This window comes from Bordetella sp. MIP270_01_BMS (assembly GCF_054958705.1).
Window position 1 is genome coordinate 3,208,747 of sequence record NZ_CM143297.1, and the last position, 20,107, is coordinate 3,228,853.

The following is a 20,107-nucleotide window of genomic DNA, read 5'->3' on the forward strand; positions in this document are numbered from 1 at the left end:
GTTTTAAACAAGAACTCACGGAAATTGCATAACGTTCCTGGTGCGGGCTAGTCCCGACTCCTGAATTGTTATGGGATCTCCGTGACCACACTCAGCTTTTCCGAACTCGACACGCCCGCGGCCCTGATCGACGTGCCGCGCATGCAGCGCAATATTCAGCGCCTGCAGTCCCGCATGAATGAAATGGGCGTACGCTTCCGGCCGCATGTGAAAACCAGCAAATGCATGCCGGTGGTGCAGGCCCAACTTGATGCGGGCGCCCAGGGCATCACCGTCTCCACCCTGAAGGAAGCGGCCTATTTCCATGCTCAAGGCGTGACCGACATTCTCTATGCCGTAAGCATCGCCCCCGCCAAATTGCCGCGGGTATTGGCATTGCGCCGGCAGGGGTGCGATCTGAAAGTCATTACCGACAGCGTGGAGTCGGCCCACGCGATTGCCGAATTCGGCCGCCTGCATGACGAGCCGCTGGAAGTCTGGATCGAAATCGACAGCGACGGCCACCGCTCGGGGATCGAGCCCGACAGCCAGGCCCTGCTCGATGTCGGCAGCGCTCTGCAGCGTGGCGGTATGGTGCTGGGCGGCGTGATGACGCACGCCGGGTCCAGTTATGACTTCGACAATCCGGAAGACCTGGAGCGCATTGCCGAGCAAGAGCGCGCATTGTGCGTGCGTGCGGCAGAGCGGCTGCGCAACGCCGGGCTGCCATGTCCCGTGGTAAGCGTGGGGTCGACGCCCACGGCCCTGCATGCGCGCCACCTCGACGGGGTGGATGAGGTACGCGCGGGCGTCTATGTCTTCTTTGACCTGGTCATGCACAACGTGGGCGTGTGTACGCAGGACGACATCGCGCTCAGCGTGCTCACCACGGTCATCGGCCACCAGACTGAGAAAGGCTGGGCCATTGTCGATGCCGGGTGGATGGCGATGAGCCGCGACCGCGGCACACAGCGCCAGAAGCATGACTATGGATATGGGCAGGTCGCCGCGGTCGAGGGCAAGCCGCTGGCGGGCTATCTGATGACGGCTGCCAACCAGGAGCATGGCATCCTGGCGCGCAGCGGCGCGCCCGACCACGATATCGCTGCGCGGTTTCCCATTGGTACGCAACTACGCATCCTGCCGAATCATGCGTGCGCAACGGGCGCGCAATACCCCGCCTATGCGGCCGTCGATGCACAAGGCGGCGTTCATATCTGGGAGCGTCAATATGGCTGGTGATCCAGCCGCGATCGGCCACCCGTCAACCGTCGCGAAGATTGCACCGGCCGACTTGCCACCGCCGGGCGGACACTACAGCTATGCCACCGTTGCACACGGCGTGGTTTATGTATCGGGGCTGTTGCCCGTGGACGCCAAAGGCCGCCCCATGGCCGATGCCGGCTTCGACGAGCAGGTGTCCCGCGTGCTGGAGAACCTGCGCAGCGTGCTGAACGCCGCTGGAAGCAGTGTCGGACACCTGTTGCAGGTACGCGTCTACATCGAGTCGATTGAATACTGGGCACGATTCAATGCCCTGTACGCCGAATGGATCGGAGCCCATCGTCCGGCCCGCGCCATTGTTCCTACCGGGCCCCTGCATTTCGGGCTCAAGGTCGAGATCGAGGCCACGGCTGCGATCTGCTGAAGCCAGCCACCGGGGGCGGCCACGCGCGGCATTCCATCGGCGCGCAGTACCGCCCGACATCCGTTATCCGCATGTCCTGAGGAAGAACAAATGAAACGCTGTACGCAGTTCGTTGTGCTCAGCCTGGCCCTCACGGCCGGCATCGCGTCCGCGGCCCCGGCGGCCGATCAGAACTGGCCGGACAAGCGGTAACGTTGATCGTTCCATCTGCTGGGGGCGGATCGGCAGACGTCCTGACCCGCGTCGTGCTCAGCCATCTTTCAAAGTCCAGCGGCGCCGACTTCGTGGTGATCAACCGGCCGGGCGCGGCGGGTACGATAGGCATGGGCCAGATTGCGCGGTCCAAGCCCGACGGCTATACGGTGGGCTACGGCAACATCACGACGCCTGCGGTGAATCCCAGCCTTTTCAACGACCCGCCCTACGACGTCAGGCAGAGCTTTGAACCGGTGGGGCATCTCTTTTCCACGTACAACGCCATGGTGGTGCCAGTGGATTCGCCCTACAAAAGCGTCGATGAGTTGATCGCGGCCGCACGCAAGGCGCCGGGCGAGTTGTCGCATGCCGGCGCCGGCATAGGCAGCAGTGGACACATGGCCGGCGAACTGTTCAAGAAGCTGGCCGGCGTCGATGTGACCTTCAATCCGTACAACGGCCACCCGGCCTTGCTGGCGGATCTGGCAGGGGGCCGGCTGGACTACACCTGTACCAAACTCGCCATGGCTTTGCCCCTGGTGAAGGGCGGCAAGTTGCGTGCGTTGGCCGTCACCAGCCTCGAGCGCTTTCCTGAATATCCGGACCTGCCCACATTGAACGAACTCGGTTTGAACGGCTATGAAAACGTGTCACGGGGCGGCCTGTTGTTTCCCAAGGGAACTCCGCCCGCCATTGTCGAGAAGGCCAGCCTCGCATTGAAAGAGATCCTGGCCTCTGACCAGTTGCGCCGGGATCTCGCCAATGCCCATGCATCGCTCGGCAAGGCGGTCGGAAAGGATTTCGTCGAGTTCGTCGATGCCGAGCAGAAAAAATGGGCTGGTGTGATCGAGACCGCGAACATTCCGATGCAGATCTAGCAGCATGAACCCTCCCATCGCCAAGCCCCGGGTGGCAATTCTCGGCTTTGCCATCGAGTCCAATCGCTATGCCCCCGTTTCGACGCGTCAGGACTTCATGGATCGGGCGTACTTCTCGGGCCGCGGCTTGCTGGACGATGCTCGCAAAGCGGCACCGCGCCTGACCCCCGGAATACCGGCATTCGTCGCCCACATGGACGGCCATGGCGATTGGGCGCCGGTGCCCATTCTGTTCGCCAATGCTGAATCCGGGGGGCCGGTCGACCATGGCTTCTTCATGGAAACGCTGGAGGCCATGCGGGCGGCTCTCCATGCAGCCATGCCCGTGGACGCGGTATACATCTTCGAACATGGCGCGGCCATCACGACCGAGTACGAAGACCCGGACGGCATGGTCTTCGACATGGTGCGAGCGGCGGTCGGGCCCGACGTGCCCGTGGTGGCCACGGTTGACCTGCACGCCAACCTGTCGGACTGCATGGTAGACCGCGTCGACGTGCTCATCTCGTATCGCCGCAACCCCCATACCGATATGGCGGCGCGTGGCGAAGAAGCTGCCGGCGTTCTGCTGGATATGCTGCAGGGATGCGGCCGGCGGTCGCGCACTTGCGCATGCCTATCTGCTCGCCCCCGACGCAATTGCTGACGGCGCCCGGCTCCGGACCGTATGCGGACATGATCCATACTGCGGAATCCCTGCGCGATCCCAGGCTGGTGAATGTATCGATCGTCGGCGGCTTTGCCAACGGCGACACGTGAATGAAGACGGTCGAGCGCTTTCGTGCGCGAGTTGGCACAAGCATGAGTCCGTGAACAACCTCAAAAATGCCGACGGGCGCCTGTACTTCCCCGACGGGATGGAGATGATGATGAACGCACAAGACGGCCGACTGATGGCCGTCTACGACCAGAAAGGCATGGCGCCCGTGCATCTGCGGCCCGACCCCAACCTGGTCGAAGCCTCTCCCTATTGCAAGAACAGGCTGCGGTAGCCCGGGGACGCCGCGCCTTTTCAGGCGATTGCGTAGGCAGCAGGCTGGCGCTGTTCCAGGTGGCGACCGCCCTGCGCCCGGATGACCTCGATGTCGGGCCAATCCGCCAGCAGGATCTGCTCAGTGTCGCGGCTGGCGGTGGGGCACAGTTCTTCGCCACTAGGGCCGAAAATGCAGCTCGAGCCCAGGAACGCTATGCCGCGTTCGGCGCCGATGCGGTCGGCCGCCACTATCACCATTTCGTTACTGACGGCGGTGGCCGCCATCAGGTGATAGCCTTGCGGCAGGCCGTAGGTATCGAAGGCTTCCGCGGTGCGCACGCTCTTGTTCCAGTTGGCCGGCGCGGCGACCACGTCGACCCCATCCAGCGCGTAGCGGCGGCATACTTCCGGAAACCACATGTCGTAGCAAATGGCCAGCCCGATGCGGCCCAGCGGCGTATCGGCGTGGGTAAGCGTATCGCCCACGTCGAACAGGCGCTGCTCCAGGCCCCGCACATGCATCTTTCGGTGGCGGTGAAACTGGCCATCGGGGCCGACCAGCACGGCGGTGTTGTAGATTTTCTCGCCGTCCACCTCGGACAACCCGGCCACGATCCAGGCGCCGGTGTCGCGGCTAACCTGGCTCCAGGCCTGAGTCGACGGGCCGGGAACGGGCTCGCTGACCGCCCGGATCTCGTCGCGGTCGGCGAAGATCAGGCCGCCGATGCAGCATTCGGGCAATACGATCAGTGTGGCGCCGGCTGCCGCCGCCTGGCGGGCCAGCGCGCAGCTCTTGTCGCGGTTGGCGGCATTTTCGCCTTGCCGCACGTCGAACTGGATCGCGGCGATCTTTCCGTGTTGGGTCACGTCTTGTCCTCCTATGTTCAGTGCAGGGTGGCCGGCGGCGTGTCGTCTTCGGCGCCGCCCAGGTAGGCCCGCTTGACGTCGGGGTCGTCCATGATGTCGCGCGCCGGCCCTTCCTTGAACTTGCGGCCGGTTTCCAGCACGACGGCCTTGTCCGAGATCAGCAGCGCGCCGTGCACGTTCTGCTCGACCATCATGACGGTCAGCCCGGCGCCGCGGATTTCCTGCACGGAGTCGAACACTTCCTGCTGCATCTTGGGCGACAGTCCCAGCGACGGTTCGTCCAGCAGCAGCAGCCGCGGATGCATCTCCAGCACCATCGCGGTTTCCAGGATCTGCTGTTCGCCGCCGCTGAGGTTGCCGGCCAGGTTGTGGTATTTGCGTTTCAGCATCGGGAACAGCGCCAGCACTTCGTCTATGGCGCGCTGCTTGTCGGAGCGGCCCAGCAGGTAGGCGCCCATTTCCAGGTTCTCGCGCACACTCATGCGGGGGAAGTTGCAGCGCCCCTGCGGCACGATGCCGATGCCTGCGCGCAGCCTAGCGTCGCACGCCAGCCGGTCAATCTGCCGGCCTTCAAAACGGATCGCGCCGCCGAACTGGCGCACCATGCCGAAGATGGCCTTGAGCAGGGTGGACTTGCCCGCGCCGTTGCCGCCGAGCAGCGTGGTGACCGTGCCGGCCGGGATGACCAGCGACATGTCGCGGACGATGGGCGTGTCGGTGTAGCCGGCCGAGAAGCCGGCGAGTTCCAGGCACGGGATGGGGTCAGACATGGCTGGGCTCCTGTTGAGCATGGCCGAGATAGGCGTTGATGACGCGTTCGTCGTTGCGGATCAGGGCGGGCGCGCCCTCGACCAGCTTGCGTCCCGATTCCATCACCACCACCTGGTGGCAGCGTCGCATCACGAAATTCATGTTGTGCTCGACGATCAGGAAGGTCTGGCCCGCCCGGTTCAGGGCATCGATGATGCGTTCGATATTGACGATCATGGTCGGGTTCACGCCGGCCAGGGGTTCGTCCAGGATAGCCACGCTGGGCCGCGACATCAGGCACGCGGCAAGCGCCACCAGCTTCTTCTGGCCATAGGAAAGAATGCCCGCCGGCAGGTTGACGTAGCGGGCCAGGCCCACTTCGGTGATCAGTTCGCGGGCGCGTTCGCTCGCCGCGGCCTCGCTGGCGCGCAGCGCGCGGCGTGCCAGGAACGCATCCAGCCAGCCATGGCCGTCGTATTCCTGCGCGGCGATCAGCAGGTTCTCGCGCACGGTCAGCTCGTCGTAGAGACGGATGTTCTGGAAAGTGCGGGTCAGCCCCAGCCGCGCGATGCGGTGCGGGGGCAGGCCGCCGATATCCTGGCCCCCAAGCACGACCCGTCCGGCGTCGGGCGACTGGAATCCGCTGATGCAGTCGATCGACGTGCTCTTGCCGCAGCCATTGGGGCCGATCAGCCCGGTGACGGACCCGGCGGGCACCGAGAACGTCAGACCGTCGACGGCGCGCACGCCCGCGAATGCCTTGGCCAGGCCCTGCACGGCCAGGGCCGGCGTCGTTTGCTTATCTGCGCTCATCGCAGTGTCCTCCTGATGCGTTCGATCCGGCGCTCCCGAAAATAGCCGGCGATGCCCTGGGGCAGCACCAGGATGACGGCCACCAGCACGCAGCCCAGCAGCACCAGGCGCAGGTCCGGGCTGACGCGCAGCAGTTCGGGGATGACGGTGAAGACCACGCTGGCCACGATCACGCCCCAGAAGCTGCCGGCGCCGCCGATGATCACCATGATCAGGATCATCTGCGTGTAGAAGAAGTCGAAGATCGACGGGTCAACCACGCTCAGGTAGAACACGAACAGGCCGCCCGTCATGCCAGCCACCATGGCCGAGACGGCGAACGCCAGCAGCTTGTACTGCAACGTGGCTACGCCCTGCGACTGCGTCAGTGGTTCGTTCTGCTTGATGGCCAGCAGCGTGCGGCCGATGCGCGAGCGCACCAGGCGGTGCACGCCGGCCAGGGCGATGGCTGCGAAGGCCAGCATGATGAAATAGAACACCACCGGGTTGGCCGAACTGAAGCGGCCTAGCCCGGGCAGCGCCACTTCCAGTGTCGGCAGGTTGGGAATGCCCAGCGGGCCGCGAGTCAGGTCCACCCAGTCCTTGGCCACCAGCTGCATCAGCAGCACCAGACTGAGGGTGACGATGGCGAACGAATGGCGCGACAGACGCAGCGACGCGTACCCGATCACCAGCGATGCCAGAGTCGCCACGGCGCCGCCGGCCAGCACGCCCAGCCAGGGCGACCACTGGGCGTCCACCGCCAGCAGCGCGGCCGTATAGCCGCCGATGCCCCAGAAGGCGATCTGGGCGAACGACAGCAGGCCGGTGAACCCGTAGATCAGGTTCAGGCTGGTGGCCAGCACGGCATACACAATCGCCATGATGGCGATCTTCAGGGTGTAGCCGCCCAGGCCCGCGAATGGCAGGGCGATCAGCAGCGTCGCCACCAGCAGCCACGGCGCCGCACGCAGCCGCGGGCGCTCGCGCAGCGGCAGTTGGAGAGTTTCTTGTCTCATACTCGCATCCCCTTGCCGAACAGGCCCAGCGGACGGACCAGCAGGATCAGGATCATGATGATGAAGGCCAGCGCATCCTGCAGCACGACCGAGCCAAAGCCGCCGGCCAGGCTTTCCGTCATGCCCACGATCAGCGCGGCGATGATGGCGCCCCAGATGTTGCCCAGGCCGCCGATGATGATGATGGCGAATGCCTTGAAGACGAACGGCATGCCCATCAGGGGGTGCACCGTGTACAGCGGCGCCAGCACGCCTCCGGCCAGGCCGCACAAGGCCGCGCCCAGCACGAAGACGGTGCGGGCGATGCGGCGCGGCCGCATACCGACCATCAGCGCGGCTTCGCGGTTCTGGGCCAGCGCGCGCATCGACTTTCCGCTGCGCGTCCATTTCAGGAAGGCATGCAACAGGACAATGGCGACAATGGCCAAGCCGAAGGCGATCAGCCGCAGGACGCTGATGCTGATATTGCCGAGCTGCACCGCGTCGAAGCCGTATTCGGTGGTTATGGTGCGCGGCGTGGCCCGCAACAGGTACAGCGCGCCGTTCTGGATGATCATGGCCAGGCCCAGCGTCAGCAGGATGCCTTTCTGGAAGTCCTCGGACTTCAGCGTGAACAGCACGCTATCGAACAGCACGACGCCCACGATGGCCACCAGCAGGGTGGCGGCGAGGATGCTAGGCCAGTACCCGAAGCCCAGCGTCGACACCGCGAAGAAGGCCGCGAACCCGCCCAGCATGACCAGCTCGCCATGCGCGAAGTTGACGATTTCCAGCACGCCGTAGATCAGCGACAGGCCCACGGCCACCAGCGCGTAGATGGCGCCGATGGCTAGGCCGTTGACGATCAATTGAAGAATGAAGTCGGTCATGGATGCCCCCGGAGGAAGAAAATGCCGAACGGGGCCGCCGCGAGCCGCGGCGGCTGCCGCCGGGCGTTCAGGTGCCGGGCGTGGCGACGACCTTCACGTGGCCGCCTTCCACTTTCAGGATGACCGCGTTGTTGTGCGCCTGGTTGTTCTTGTCGAAGGCGATGCGCCCGCCCATCATCGAGGCGTAGTCGCTGGTCTGGATGGCGTCGCGCACCGCCTTGCGGTCCACCGACCCGGCGCGCTTGATGGCATCGGCCAGCAAATGAACGTTCTCGTAGGCGATGGCGCTTTGCAGCAGCGGGTCTTCCTTGTACTTTGCCTTGTAGGCCTTTACGAACGCCTGGTTTGCCGGCGTGTCGAGTTCGGCGGCGTACTGGAATACGCTGGTCGCCCCGTCGATCGCGCCGCTCTTGATGCCTTCGGCCTGCAGCCCGCCCAGTTCGATGCGGCCGGTCAGCGGCACGTTCATGCCGAATCCGCGATACTGCCGGATGAAGTTGATCTGGTCGGCGCCCACGGTATACAGCGCGATGGCGTCGGGGGCCGCCAGCTTCAGGCGGGTGAGCACGGTGGTGAAGTCTTGCGTGCCCTTGTCGTAGTATTCCGAAGACGTGATGTTGATGCCCAACGGCTTGAGCGCCTTGGCGATCGCGGCCGCGCCGCCGCGCCCGTAGTCGGTGTTCTCGCCCAGCACGGCGATCTTCTTGAAGCGGGCTTCGTCCTTCAGGTAGCTGGCCAGCGCCACGGCCATGCTGTCGTCGCTGGGGCCGGCCCGGAAGGTCCAGATATTGCCGCCGGCACCGGCCTTTTCGGTGATGCTGCTGGCCGACGACGAACTGACCAGCAAGGGCACGTTGGCGCGCTCGACGATGGGCATCAGCGCCAGCGTGACCGAACTGCACATCGCGCCGCTGATGGCGACCAGGTCGCGGTTTTCCAACATGCGGCCGACGCTGTTGACGCCTTCGGCGGGGTTGCAGGCGTTGTCCTGCACGTCGAGCTGCAGCGAGCGGCCCAGCACGCCGCCTGCGGCGTTGATCTGCTCTACAGCCAGCTCGGCGCCCCAACGGTCGTGTTGCCCCTGGAACGCCGCGCTGCCCGACAGAGGCGTGGACACGCCGACCACAATCGGCTGCGCCGCCGATGCCTGCGTGACCAGGGCTGCCGCCAGCGCTATGGCCAGGGCCAGCCGTTTATTCGTTCTCATATCTGTCTCCCTTGTTGTGAGATGGTCCGATCCTGCAGCGAAGCAGTCTAGGAAACATCCCCCGCACGCAACAAGGCGCCCAGGCAATGAAAGCGATCAGTTTTGCTAATGATCGGGTGGGCCGCTGAGGCGCCCGGGTGCGCCAGCGCGGCTTATTGAGTAGAGATCTTCGCGTCCCGAATGACCTTACCCCAGATGGCCCGTTCGCTCCTAAGCAGGGCGGCGAGTTCTTCTGGGGTGCTGGCCGGTACCGGCGCAGTGCTCACATGGAAACCATCTGGTCTCTATTTATGTATAATAGGTGATACATATTTGCCAACTGTGGTTCCTAAAATGGACAAATCTCCCATCGTACACGGTCCTCTGCCCTCGTTCACCGGGGAGCAGGCGCTAAAGCAGTTGGGCCAGAACATCCGCACGGCACGCCTGCGCCGCGGCGAATCCGAAGAGCTGGCTGCCCAGCGCGCGGGCGTCTCGCGCCATACCTGGCGGCGCCTGGAGCAAGGCTCACCCAAGGTGGCCCTGGGCGTGCTTGTAGAGGCGCTCGTGGCCTATGGCTTTGCTGAGCAGCTTTTCGACCTGGCTGACCCCGAGCTCGATTTGGAAGGTCAGGCGCGAGACGCTGCCCGCCGGCCGATGCGCGGACGCACGTAGGCGACGGACACAAGGTATAGGAGAGCGACCATGGCAACAAGACGAGGGCTGCGAGCCACCAAGCGCATCGAACCCCAGCTCGACGTTCTCATCGAGATCGACGGGGAGATCGTCAAGGCCGGAGGCCTGTACCTGAAAGAGGACGGCGGACACTTTGCCGCGACCTTCCTCTACGATCCCCAATACCTCGAGCTCGCGCGCCAGGGCAAGGCTCACAGCCTGGACCCGCTGAACCTGTCCCTGCGCGACACGCCCTTTGAGACCGAAAGCCGCTTCTACCTGCTGGGGGCGCTCTTTGACGCCGCTCCCGACGCCTGGGGGCGCACGGTCATGGCCAAGGATGAAGGCCTGTCGCCCGTCTCCCTGACCGAATCCAAGGTGCTTCTCAAGGGGCGCGGCAGTGGCGTGGGCGCCATCCTCTTTGCGCCGGCGGGCTCACACGTGGAGCGTCCAGACGGATCAGACCTTCCCACCCTCGACCAGATCGAGGAGATCTACCAGACCGTCCGGGCAGTGGAGACCGGCGCCCAAGTGAGCGAAGAGCTGCGAGCCATGCTCATGAGCTCCTGGGACATGGGAGGCGCCCGGCCCAAGGCCGTGGTGCGCGACGACCAGGGGGCGGAATGGATCGTGAAACTGCCCCGCAGCATCGACACCTACAGCCGGCAGCGCAATGAGTGGGCCAACCTGGAGATGGCCCGAGACATTGGCATCCGGGTACCCGAAACCAAGCTGGTTGACCTGGATGGGGGCGACTGCGCGCTGCTCATCCGCCGCTTCGACCGGGGTGAGCCTGGCCACATGCGCAGGCAGCACTACCTGAGCGCGGTGTCGCTTGTGAGCCCACCTCCCACCTTCGACAAGCGCAATCTGGATACCCCCTACGGGGCCTCGATCTTCTCGTACGCGAGAATTGCGTCCATCATCAGGGCGATCTCCGGCAACGTGGAGCTGGATCTGATGGACCTGTACGCCAGGATGATCTTCAACATCCTCGTCCACAACACGGACGACCACCTGAAGAACACCGGCTTTCTGCTTGAGCGGGGCCCGCGGGGGTACCTCTACCGGCTCTCCCCCCTTTTTGACGTGGTTACCCAGGAAAACACGCTCAAGCACATGCTGCACATCGGTCCGCTCGCCGGGCGCGAGGGCACGCTCGAGAATGCCCGGGCCGGGGCGCCGGACTGGCGGCTACGCCCCCAGGCAGCCGAGGAGATCATCAGGCGGGTGCAGGCTGTCGTCGCTCGCCGCCGGCACTACTACGAGCGAGCGGGCCTGAGCGCAGAAGAGATCGGCCAGGTGGAGCGCTGGCTGGGCGAGCACACCCCGCCCATGGCGCGTGATGTGGTTGAAACGGGTGAGGCGGATCCCCTACTGGGCACGCAAACTGAGGATCGGCCGCGCCCCCGGGGCTGAAGGCGCAGCTTTGTGATCTGTGCGAGCTGCCCTAGGTTCAGGCCTCTCCCAACCAACATACTGTTGATGACACTCGGTTCGCGCTCGCCCTGCTTTTGCGATCGCCTAATTAAGGGCACCATGGCACAAAAAAAGCAGCAAGCCACTGACCAAGATCGCAACTTTGCTCAAGCAATACAGGGCAGATGCGACCAAGATGGCTTCGGTCACGATGCGCGACTACATGATCCGCAAGCAGGAGTTGCCCCGCCTGGCCGCCGGCCACGCGCCGTCCAACGGCTTTGCCCGCCCTGCCGACCTGGCGCCGATGCACCTGCGACTGGTAACGGGCTTTTTCAGCTCGCGTCTCCAGACGAAGTCGCTCGAAGAGCAGATCGATGATCAGGTGACGCTGGGCCGCGGTCGCCGTCGGCGTAAGCGGCGCTGGTCCTGCCTGGCGTTGTCTGCGTGGCGGCTGGCCCGGCGGGGCGTGCCATCGCCAGGTCTCGCCCCCGGCCGTTCTGGCGGGCCTGATCGCTGCCGCTAGAACTGCACGCTGTAACCGCCGTCCACCCGCAGCGTCTGCCCGTTCACATACGATGCCGCGGGCGAGGCGAAGAACAGCACGGCGCCCACCACTTCAGCGGGTTCGCCGGCGCGTTGCTGAGGATTGCGCTGCCGGATACGGGCCAGGTTGGCTTCGGTAGTCAGCAGTTCGCGGTTGAATTCGGTGGCGATCGTGGCGGGGGCCACGGCGTTGCAGGTGACGCCATGCCGGCCATATTCCACCGCCAGCACGCGAGTCATGGCTTCCAGGGCCTGCTTGCTGATCGGATAGGCGAAGTCGCCGTCGCGTGCAAGGTGGCCGCTCAGTGACGACACATTCACGATCCGGCCGAAACCCGATTCGCACATTGCGGGAAGGACGGCTCGACACAGCTCGATGGCGCCGAACAGGTTCACTTCGAACACTTGGCGGATGTCGGCCAGCGACAGGCTGGACAGGGGTTGACGGTGGCGTGCGCCCGCATTGTTCACCAGGATGTCGATATCGCCCACGGAATCCCGCACCATGGCCAGGCCCAGCGTGCGCTGCGCAGGATCTGCCAGGTCGAACGCGCAGCCTAGGGCCCGAGCGCCCAGTGTTCGCGCGAGCGCTTGTGCGCGATCCAGGTTCCGCCCGTGTATGGCCACGCTGGCCCCCTGCCGCAACAGGCCGCGGGCAATCTCCAGGCCGATCCCGCTGCTGGATCCGGTAACCAGGGCGACCTTGCCGCTGAGGTCGAACGAACACGGTGGAGTTTCGGGAAGGGACATGGCGCGGTGGCTGGCTGATCAGGACGGAGCCACTATGGACCAGCCCGTCGAGGACAGACCCGCTGCGCCGTCCGGAAAGTTCATATGATGAAATTCTGTCGCCGAGCGCCGTGCGCGGAAGACCACAGCTTCTAGAATGAACCGGGCCACGATGAGAAGAGTGACCGCTGTACGGCGGCTGAGGAGACGACGATGGGGGGGCGTGACATCCCGACGGCGATGGCCGATGCGGACATGGCCATTGATGCGGTTCCGCTGTCGGCAGGAAAGCGCGTCGCGGCGCAAGCGGCCAAGCCGCCGCTGGGCACGCGCTGCGTCGAGCGCACATTATGGCTGCTCAAGGCGCTGAGCACGCGCGGCGAGTTCGGGTGGCGGCTGTCCGACCTGGCCGAACATGCGGGCCTGGACCGCGCCACCTGTCATCGCATGCTGGCCTGCCTGGTGAAAGAGGGCTACGCGCAGCGGTATCCCCACGACGTGAAGTACTACCCCGGGCCGGTCCTTTTCGAAATGGGCCTCGCGCTGCCCGGCTATGCACATTTTCGCGAGCTGTCTGCGCCCAGGCTCGAACACATAGGCGCAGTCACCGGCTGTATTGCCAGCCTGAGCCTGCGTAGCGGCAACGATATCGTCTGTATCGCGCAGAATCGCGCCAGCGCCGACCTGGCGGGCATGCTGATCCGCACGGGCTCCAGGCGTCCGCTGATTGCCGCCGTCGCGGGCGTGGCGATTCTTCAGCTGCTGCCTGCAGAGGAACGCGACCGCATCATCGATGAAAACACGCAGCGCGAGGTCCGTTCACGCGGGACGCGGCGCCTCAGAGAGCTGGCTCGCATCAGGGAACGCAGCGCGCAGGCTGGATTCGGCTATACGGTGAGCGACCTGGCTCCCGGCATCACCGCCCTGGGTGTGGCGATACTCGACGCGGCGGGGCAGCCCTTCGCCGGGCTGACGCTGACCGGCAGCAACGCCACCCTGCATGAAGACGTCGTCAACGCCTGCCACGCCCATATGATGGAGGCGGCCAGTGCCATTGCGGCTGATGCCTGCCAGTCGCTGCGTGCTCCGGTGCCATGCGGGAAGCGATAGCGGGATGCGCACGGCCGGGTTCGACCGTCGTGCACGCGGGAGAAGGGGGCCCCCGGCTGCCGGCGCCGTCCACGCAGGCGCTCGATAATTTCGCGCCGTGAAATAAAGCGGCCGCCGCCCCGCCACTCGGCCTTGTGGCTGCCTGCTTGCCACCCTAGCATCTGGCATCAGAGGTGGCGCGCCTGTCGCGCCGCGTGAATCCGGCCTTTCCCCGCGAAGGAGACATCGCATGAATGAAGACCTCACGATGGACGTGAAGTCCGCCGTATCGGCCCAGGAATGGGCCACCCGCGTCGAGCTTGCCGCGGCATACCGGCTGATGCCGCTCTACGGGATGAGCGACCTGATCTACAACCACATCACCGCCCGCATTCCCGGCGAAGCCGACCGCCTGCTGATCAACCCCTACGGGTACCTGTACGAAGAGGTGACGGCCTCGAGCCTGATCACCATCGACGTGGCGGGAAACGTGCTGCTGAACCCGCATAAAGCGTATGGCGTGAACCCGGCCGGCTATGTCATCCACAGCGCGGTTCATGGCGCGCGCCACGATGCGCAGTGCGTCATTCATACCCACAGCCGCGCGGGCATGGCGGTATCGGCGCTGAAGTGCGGGCTGTTGCCGTTGACCCAGACCGCCATGCGGTTCGCCAGCATCGCCTATCACGATTTCGAGGGCCCCGCGATCGATCTTGGCGAGCGCGAGCGTCTGCTGCGCGATCTGGGGCAGCGTGATGCAATGATCCTACGAAACCACGGCCTGCTGGTGGCGGGCGCCGATATTCCCCAGGCGTTCAACACCATTTACTGGCTGGAAATGGCCTGCCGCGCGCAAGTCGACGCCATGGCGTGCAATACCGAGCTGAACATTCCCGATGCCGATGTGGTGGCAAAGACCGAGCATCTGTACAAGCCCGAGGTCAGGCGCCCGCATGGCATCCTGGAATGGCCGGCCATGCTGCGCATGCTCGATCGCCGCGACCCGTCCTACCAGACTTGAGGCCCGGGCCGACGCCCGTCACGCACTGCCTTCAGGCACGCAGTACTTCTCTTCCCGGTACGCCCAGCTGGGCCAGAGGGCGTGCGCCAAGGCCTCTTCCGCCAGCGCCGGGTCGGTGTCCATCGCCGTATAGCGGTCGGGCATTTCATAGCGGAATTGCACCGGGGCCTTGCCCGGCAGCAGCACCAGCAGCTTGTCTTGTTTCAGATAGCCGTAGTGGCTTTCGTATTGCATGATGGCGCGGCCCGGATGGCTGCACGTCAGGTCGTGGCCCAGCATCGGATGGGTGCATGCCACCCCGGCCAGGGACAGCAGCGTGGGGGGCAGGTCGATCTGGCTGATGATGCCCTCGTCGCGCCTCGGTTCGATGCCGCCGCCCAGGATGACCGCCGGGATGTGGAAGTGGCGCACCGGGATCAGGGTGTCGCCGAACACGCGTGAGTCGTGGTCGGCCACCACCAGGAATACCGTGTCGTTCCAGTAGGGCGCCTGGCGGGCGCGCTCGAAAAACTGCCCCAGCGCCCAGTCGGCGTAGCGCACCGTGTTCTCGACCGTGGCGGGATTGCCGTCCACCGCAATGCGGCCAGCCGGATATTCCCAGGGTGAATGGTTGGACACGCTGAATGCCAGGGTGAATGAAGGCCGGTCGCCGTCGGCGCGCAGGCGCGCATCCAGCTGGGTGAACATATCCTCGTCTGACGCACCCCAGGTGCCCACGAAGGCGGGTTTCTCGAAATCGGGTCGGTCGACGATCTCATCGAATCCGTTGCCCAGGAAGAACGCCTTCATGTTGTCGAAATGGGACTCGCCGCCATAGATGAAGCGCGAGTGGTAGCCATGGCGCCCGAGCACGTCGGCCAGCGTGAAAAAACCGCGCTGCGCGGCAGGCAGCTTGAGCACCGCTTGCGCCGGGGTGGGCAGGAACCCGGCGGTCACGGCTTCCAGACCCCGCACCGAGCGCGTGCCAGTCGCGTAGGCCCGGGTGAATGCCCAACCCTCGCGTGCGAGGGCGTCCAGCTGCGGTGTGAGATTGGCGCCGCCCAGTGCGGCGCAGTACTGCGCGCCCAGGCTTTCTTCCAGGATGATCACGATGTTCGCAGGACGCTGGCGCTGGCGTGAAGCCGGCTGGTGATGCACGCTGGGGTGTGTGGCGATGGCCGGCGGGTATGGCAGGCCCGCGCGTGACAGCACCACTTCCTGCATGCGGTCTCCGGGCATGCGTCCGTAGACCGCCGCCGCCGACTTCTCGTTCTTCATGCTGTAGACGGCGTAGAACACGTTGTACAGCGAGTTCAGCGGCAGGGTGTTCAGCATGCCATCGTTGCAGTAGGCCACCGTGGAAGGATTGATGGGCCGGTGTCCCAGGGTGCCGCGTATGGCCAGAATGACGGCAGCGAGGATGCCCAGGCTGCCCAGACCCATCTGCCACCATGGCAGGCGTGCGTCTGGGACAGGTGTGCCGAACAGGGCATGGCCCAGGGCCACCAGCACCACCAGCGCAACCAGGGCCGCCGCCAGCTCGCCCTTGTAACCGCGCCACAGCATGCCCGAGACTTCGCGCGGATGCTTCAGGTATTCGACGAACAGGCGGTTGGGCCGCGAGTCGTACTCGGTGATGAACGCCGGCGTGGCGACTTCCAGGAAGCCCAGCAGCACCCAGCACACTTGCAGCCAGATGCTGGTGGCCGCGGTGGCGGCGGGCAGGTGCCCCAGCCATGGCGACAGCACGGCGGGCAATGCCGCCAACACGGCGATCTGGTGCGTGTCGATGCGCAGGCCGCCCAGCAAGATGGGTTTGAGGCCGCCGGCCTTCTTGACGCGGCGCCATTGCCAGGCGGCGAGCGCCAGGCGGCTGCACGCCAGCAGCACGTAGGCCGCGATGATGAACAGTAGAGTCGAATGTCGCATGAGAGGCGCGCGGCCGCCGGAAGTTACCCGGGGGTTGCGGTGATTTGAACCAGGTTCAGGAGCCGGAGGGCAGGTTGGCGCGCACCAGGCGGCCAGCGATGGATTCGAGCATGGGTATCTCGGGCAAGGGGTCGCCGGGGCCGTACCAGTTGGCTTCGGCGATTTCGTCGGCTTGCACGCGGATCTCGCCGCCGGCATATTCAGCCGTGAAGGCGATCATCAGAGAATGGGGAAACGGCCACGACTGGCTGCCGAAGTAGCGCAGCTTGTCGACTTTCAGGCCAACTTCTTCCATGACCTCGCGGTGAATGGCATCTTCAATGCTTTCTCCGGGTTCCACAAAGCCAGCCAGGGCCGTATGCCGTGCCGTGGCGTACGTGGCATGGCGCGCCAGCAAAATACTGTCACCTTTGCGCACCAGCACCATCATGGCCGGCGAGATTCGCGGGTAGGCGGACATGCCGCACGCAGGGCAGCGCATGCAGAATTCATGGCCGGCGGGCTGCATCGGTGTGGCGCATACGCCGCAATACCGATGGGTGCGCGCCCATTCGCAGATCTGGAATGCGCGGCCCGCCAGTGCGGCGCGCTCGCCCAGTTCGGACAGCAGGGCCCGGAGTTTGCGAAAAGCGTAGCCCGGGGGGGGCTCGGCCGTGGCGGGGACGTGCATGGTGCGGATAGACGGATTGTCCAGCCAGACCTGCTGCAGAGACTCGGGAGCCAGGCCCAGTGCCGTACAAGCGCCGGCATCGGGCAAGTCAAGGCCGCCCTCGTGCACCAGCAGTTCGTTGCCACGGAATATGAAGTTCAAGATGCTCCTCGCGCGGTTTGTATCAGCCGAATTCTTATCGCAGGGCGTACTTTACTGCTAGATCGGGCGAGGTGGACGCCGCGCGCGAACCCAGGCGTTACCAGGTGTCAGGTGCTGCAGGCTGTGGAGGGCCGGCGGCGCCCCCGCACGCCATTTCCGCAGGCGGCGCGCACGCTGTTCCGCCGCGCCCGCGCGCAACCCGAGCATGGCCGCGCGGCCATGCGGGGCGTCGGTGGGCTCAGGCGGGTGGCGATTCGGCCAGGCGTTCGATGGCCAGCGAGAGGGGCCAGGCCAGGGATGTCACCAGGTCGGCTACAGCCTCGATGTCGTCCAGTGGTACCCAGGGCAGCTCTGAGGCTTGCGGGCGGATATCGCTGGCGACGGCCCCTATGCTGGGGTCTTGCGGGTACAGCCAGGGCTTGCCATTCGCTTGCCGGTGCACTTCGATCTTGATGTGCGCATTGCGCTTGAACCCCTCGACCAGGATGAAGTCCACGGGACTCATGGCGCCCAGCAACTGGCCCAGTTCGGGTTCGGCGGCGCCGCGCAGTTCGTGCATCAGCGCCCAGCGCGCCGACGAGGCCACCAGTACTTCGGTGGCGCCGGATTCGCGATGCCGGTAGGAATCCTTGCCCGGCGTATCGATGTCGAAAGCGTGGTGGGCATGCTTCAGCGTGGACACGCTGTAGCCGCGCGCTTTCAGGCAGGGGATCAATTTGGTGAGCAACGAGGTCTTGCCCGCGCCGCTCCAGCCAGCAAAGCCGATGATCCTTGTGCTGCGAGGCTGGTGCAGGGCGTTCAAATCAGGCCCTCGAACGGCAGGACGTCGACGAGATCCCCGGCGGCGACATTGCCCTGTTCGTGGTGCAGCACCATCAGGCCGTTGGCCTGGCTCATGCTGCGCAGGATGCCCGAACCTTGCGAGCCCGTGATGGCTGCCCGCCAGCCCCCATCGGGGTCGGGCGTGACGACGGCGCGCTGGTACTCGGTGCGCCCGGGTTTCTTGCGGATCGGCCCCGCCGCCTTGCAGCGCAGCAGCGGCATGGTCTGGGGCGTGGCGCCGGCCATGGCCAGCAATGCGTCGCGCACGAGCGCGTAGAAGGTGACCATGACCGCCACGGGGTTGCCGGGCAGGCCGAACAGTATCGCGTCGCCATGCTCGGCCTGGATGCGTCCGATGGCCATCGGACGGCCAGGCCGCATGGCGATTCGCCAGAACAGCACGTCGCCCAGTTCGGCCATGACGGTCTTGGTGTGGTCGGCTTCGCCCACGCTGACGCCGCCCGAGGTGATGACGGCATCGGCGCTGGCGGCCGCCGCACTGAATGCCTCGGCCAGGGCCTGGGGGTCGTCGCGCACCACGCCCAGGTCGATGATGTCGACGCCCAGCCGCTGCAGCATGCCGTGCAGCGTGTAGCGATTGCTGTCGTAGACGCACCCTTCGTCCAGCGTTTCCCCGATCGAGCGCAGTTCGTTGCCCGTGGAAAAGAATGCCACGCGCAGGCGCCGCAGCACCGGCACCTCGGCCTGCCCCAGCGAGGCCAGCATGCCGAGGTCGGCCGGGCGCAGGATACGGCCCGCCGCCAGCGCCACATCGCCCACCGCCAGGTCTTCGCCCGCCAGGCGGCGGTTGTCGCCCGTACGTACCGCGCCGGCCGGAATGATGATGCGGTCGCCCTCGTGGCGCACGAATTCCTGGGGAATCACGGTATCGAGCCCCGCGGGCATGACGGCGCCCGTCATGATGCGCACGCATTGCCCCGGGGCGGCGTGCCCGGCGAACGGCGTGCCGGCCATGCCGCTACCGGCCACCTGCAGTTCGGTATCGCCGTCGGCGGCCAGCTGATCGCCCGCGAAGGCGTAGCCATCCATCGCGGAATTGTCGTGAGCAGGCACGTTCAGGTGCGAGACGATGTCGCGGGCCAATACGCGCCCCAGCGCGGATCGCAGCGGCAGCATTTCGGTGGCGCGCACGCGCGGCACCAGTTGGTCGATGAAGGCGCGGGCCTGGGCAACCGGAAGAGCTGCCGGGTCGTAGCCGCTGATACAGGAGGCGATGGTCGCCAGGCTGGGGGGCAGGGGGCGGGTCATGTGGGAAGCTGATGCAGTTCGGCCAGCGTGTTGGCGCCGGCGAAGGCTTGCGCGTCGTCGAAACATACCTCGACGCATCGGTGCATGGCCGTCCAGGCGTCGATCTTGCGTTGACCGTCTTGCAGGAACGCGAGCAGGCTGGGCAGCAGATCGCTTTTCAACAGGCAGAACACCGGCTGCGTGCGCAGCTGGCCATTCTGCAGGGTTGCCGCCATGGCGATGTCGGCGTCGTGGCTTGCCAGCTCGCCGGCCAGCCGCTCGACCAGGTCGAGGGGAAACCGGGGGCAGTCACAGGGCACGGTGACCAGATAGGGCGTTTCGCAGCGTTCCAGGCCGGCGGCCAGCCCCGCCAGCGGGCCGGCGAAGTCGGGCAGGTTGTCGGGCCACACCGGCACACCCATGGCCTCGTAGGCAGACAGGTTGCGGTTGGCGTTGATCATGGCCTGACCCACTTGCGGCCCCAGCCGCAGCAGGGCGTGCACGGCCATGGGCATGCCCTGGTAGTTCTGCAGGCCCTTGTCGACGCCGCCCATGCGGCTGCCGCGCCCGCCCGCGAGTATCAGGCCCGTGATGTCGGTTTTATCGATCATGACACTCGATGCAAAAGCCGCGTTCAACATCGCGGTACGGCGGCCAGTATAGACCAGCGCGATGAGGCAGCC

22 protein-coding genes are annotated in these 20,107 nt (G+C 65.6%); 10 read left to right on the forward strand and 12 right to left on the reverse strand.

The window, feature by feature from the left end; translation table 11 throughout:
* Positions 1–75: 75 nt before the first annotated feature.
* From ACV17W_RS15035 to ACV17W_RS15055, 5 genes are all read left to right on the forward strand, one after another.
* Positions 76–1,221, forward strand: coding sequence for a DSD1 family PLP-dependent enzyme (locus ACV17W_RS15035; RefSeq protein WP_462596565.1), 1,146 nt, complete (start codon positions 76–78; stop codon positions 1,219–1,221).
* Entirely contained in the window at positions 1,211–1,627 is a 417-nt protein-coding gene (locus tag ACV17W_RS15040; RefSeq protein WP_462593132.1) for a RidA family protein, read from the forward strand. Before ACV17W_RS15035 ends, ACV17W_RS15040 begins: the two co-directional genes overlap by 11 nt.
* A gap of 194 nt (positions 1,628–1,821) precedes the next feature.
* Positions 1,822–2,700: a Bug family tripartite tricarboxylate transporter substrate binding protein gene (locus tag ACV17W_RS15045; protein ID WP_462593133.1), complete on the forward strand. Its 879-nt coding sequence runs from the start codon at positions 1,822–1,824 to the stop codon at positions 2,698–2,700.
* A gap of 4 nt (positions 2,701–2,704) precedes the next feature.
* A complete protein-coding gene (locus tag ACV17W_RS15050; protein ID WP_462593134.1) occupies positions 2,705–3,346 on the forward strand; it encodes a M81 family metallopeptidase in 642 nt (213 codons plus the stop codon).
* Positions 3,347–3,509: 163 nt separating this feature from the next.
* Positions 3,510–3,692 carry a hypothetical protein gene (locus tag ACV17W_RS15055; protein ID WP_462593135.1) on the forward strand — a complete coding sequence of 61 codons (183 nt, stop codon included), beginning with the start codon at positions 3,510–3,512 and terminating at the stop codon, positions 3,690–3,692.
* Between the two features lie 20 nt (positions 3,693–3,712).
* On the opposite strand, the gene ACV17W_RS15060 is transcribed toward ACV17W_RS15055, so the two are convergent.
* From ACV17W_RS15060 to ACV17W_RS15085, 6 genes are all read right to left on the reverse strand, one after another.
* A complete protein-coding gene (locus ACV17W_RS15060; RefSeq protein WP_462593136.1) occupies positions 3,713–4,540 on the reverse strand; it encodes a nitrilase-related carbon-nitrogen hydrolase in 828 nt (275 codons plus the stop codon).
* A 17-nt stretch (positions 4,541–4,557) separates the two neighbouring features.
* Positions 4,558–5,310, reverse strand: coding sequence for an ATP-binding cassette domain-containing protein (locus tag ACV17W_RS15065; RefSeq protein ID WP_462593137.1), 753 nt, complete (start codon positions 5,308–5,310; stop codon positions 4,558–4,560).
* Positions 5,303–6,103: an ABC transporter ATP-binding protein gene (locus ACV17W_RS15070; protein ID WP_462593138.1), complete on the reverse strand. Its 801-nt coding sequence runs from the start codon at positions 6,101–6,103 to the stop codon at positions 5,303–5,305. The genes ACV17W_RS15065 and ACV17W_RS15070 overlap by 8 nt, the downstream gene beginning before the upstream one ends.
* The gene (locus ACV17W_RS15075) at positions 6,100–7,101 is read right to left on the reverse strand and encodes a branched-chain amino acid ABC transporter permease (protein WP_462593139.1); all 1,002 of its coding nucleotides are present in this window, start codon (positions 7,099–7,101) and stop codon (positions 6,100–6,102) included. The genes ACV17W_RS15070 and ACV17W_RS15075 overlap by 4 nt, the downstream gene beginning before the upstream one ends.
* Positions 7,098–7,970: a branched-chain amino acid ABC transporter permease gene (locus ACV17W_RS15080; protein WP_462593140.1), complete on the reverse strand. Its 873-nt coding sequence runs from the start codon at positions 7,968–7,970 to the stop codon at positions 7,098–7,100. The genes ACV17W_RS15075 and ACV17W_RS15080 overlap by 4 nt, the downstream gene beginning before the upstream one ends.
* 67 nt (positions 7,971–8,037) lie before the next feature.
* Positions 8,038–9,177 carry an ABC transporter substrate-binding protein gene (locus ACV17W_RS15085; protein ID WP_462593141.1) on the reverse strand — a complete coding sequence of 380 codons (1,140 nt, stop codon included), beginning with the start codon at positions 9,175–9,177 and terminating at the stop codon, positions 8,038–8,040.
* 333 nt (positions 9,178–9,510) lie between these two features.
* Between ACV17W_RS15085 and ACV17W_RS15090 the strand changes: the two genes are divergently transcribed.
* The 3 genes from ACV17W_RS15090 to ACV17W_RS15100 all read left to right on the forward strand — a co-directional run bounded on the left by ACV17W_RS15090 (position 9,511) and on the right by ACV17W_RS15100 (position 11,776).
* Complete coding sequence (locus tag ACV17W_RS15090; RefSeq protein ID WP_462593142.1) at positions 9,511–9,831, forward strand: helix-turn-helix domain-containing protein; 321 nt, start codon at positions 9,511–9,513, stop codon at positions 9,829–9,831.
* A 30-nt stretch (positions 9,832–9,861) separates the two neighbouring features.
* Positions 9,862–11,250, forward strand: coding sequence for a type II toxin-antitoxin system HipA family toxin (locus ACV17W_RS15095; protein WP_462593143.1), 1,389 nt, complete (start codon positions 9,862–9,864; stop codon positions 11,248–11,250).
* Between the two features lie 196 nt (positions 11,251–11,446).
* On the forward strand, positions 11,447–11,776 hold the full coding sequence (locus ACV17W_RS15100; RefSeq protein ID WP_462593144.1) for a hypothetical protein: 330 nt from the start codon (positions 11,447–11,449) through the stop codon (positions 11,774–11,776).
* On the opposite strand, the gene ACV17W_RS15105 is transcribed toward ACV17W_RS15100, so the two are convergent.
* A complete protein-coding gene (locus ACV17W_RS15105) occupies positions 11,773–12,546 on the reverse strand; it encodes an SDR family NAD(P)-dependent oxidoreductase (protein WP_462593145.1) in 774 nt (257 codons plus the stop codon). The genes ACV17W_RS15100 and ACV17W_RS15105 overlap by 4 nt on opposite strands.
* A gap of 192 nt (positions 12,547–12,738) precedes the next feature.
* Here ACV17W_RS15105 and ACV17W_RS15110 point away from each other — a divergent pair, with 192 nt between their 5' ends.
* Together ACV17W_RS15110 and ACV17W_RS15115 are read left to right on the forward strand one after the other, a co-directional pair.
* Complete coding sequence (locus ACV17W_RS15110; RefSeq protein ID WP_462593146.1) at positions 12,739–13,635, forward strand: IclR family transcriptional regulator; 897 nt, start codon at positions 12,739–12,741, stop codon at positions 13,633–13,635.
* A 229-nt stretch (positions 13,636–13,864) separates the two neighbouring features.
* A complete protein-coding gene (locus ACV17W_RS15115) occupies positions 13,865–14,635 on the forward strand; it encodes a class II aldolase/adducin family protein (RefSeq protein ID WP_462593147.1) in 771 nt (256 codons plus the stop codon).
* A gap of 18 nt (positions 14,636–14,653) precedes the next feature.
* Here ACV17W_RS15115 and ACV17W_RS15120 read toward each other — a convergent pair whose 3' ends face one another.
* The 5 genes from ACV17W_RS15120 to mobA form a co-directional block, all read right to left on the reverse strand.
* Positions 14,654–16,543, reverse strand: coding sequence for an LTA synthase family protein (locus tag ACV17W_RS15120; RefSeq protein ID WP_462593148.1), 1,890 nt, complete (start codon positions 16,541–16,543; stop codon positions 14,654–14,656).
* 55 nt (positions 16,544–16,598) lie between these two features.
* On the reverse strand, positions 16,599–17,354 hold the full coding sequence (nudC, locus tag ACV17W_RS15125; RefSeq protein WP_462593149.1) for an NAD(+) diphosphatase: 756 nt from the start codon (positions 17,352–17,354) through the stop codon (positions 16,599–16,601).
* 238 nt (positions 17,355–17,592) lie between these two features.
* On the reverse strand, positions 17,593–18,156 hold the full coding sequence (mobB, locus tag ACV17W_RS15130; RefSeq protein WP_462593150.1) for a molybdopterin-guanine dinucleotide biosynthesis protein B: 564 nt from the start codon (positions 18,154–18,156) through the stop codon (positions 17,593–17,595).
* Positions 18,153–19,445 (reverse strand): molybdopterin molybdotransferase MoeA, encoded by a 1,293-nt coding sequence (gene moeA / locus ACV17W_RS15135; protein WP_462593151.1) that lies wholly within the window; start codon positions 19,443–19,445, stop codon positions 18,153–18,155. The genes mobB and moeA overlap by 4 nt, the downstream gene beginning before the upstream one ends.
* On the reverse strand, positions 19,442–20,035 hold the full coding sequence (mobA, locus tag ACV17W_RS15140; RefSeq protein WP_462593152.1) for a molybdenum cofactor guanylyltransferase MobA: 594 nt from the start codon (positions 20,033–20,035) through the stop codon (positions 19,442–19,444). Before mobA ends, moeA begins: the two co-directional genes overlap by 4 nt.
* Positions 20,036–20,107: the final 72 nt, after the last annotated feature.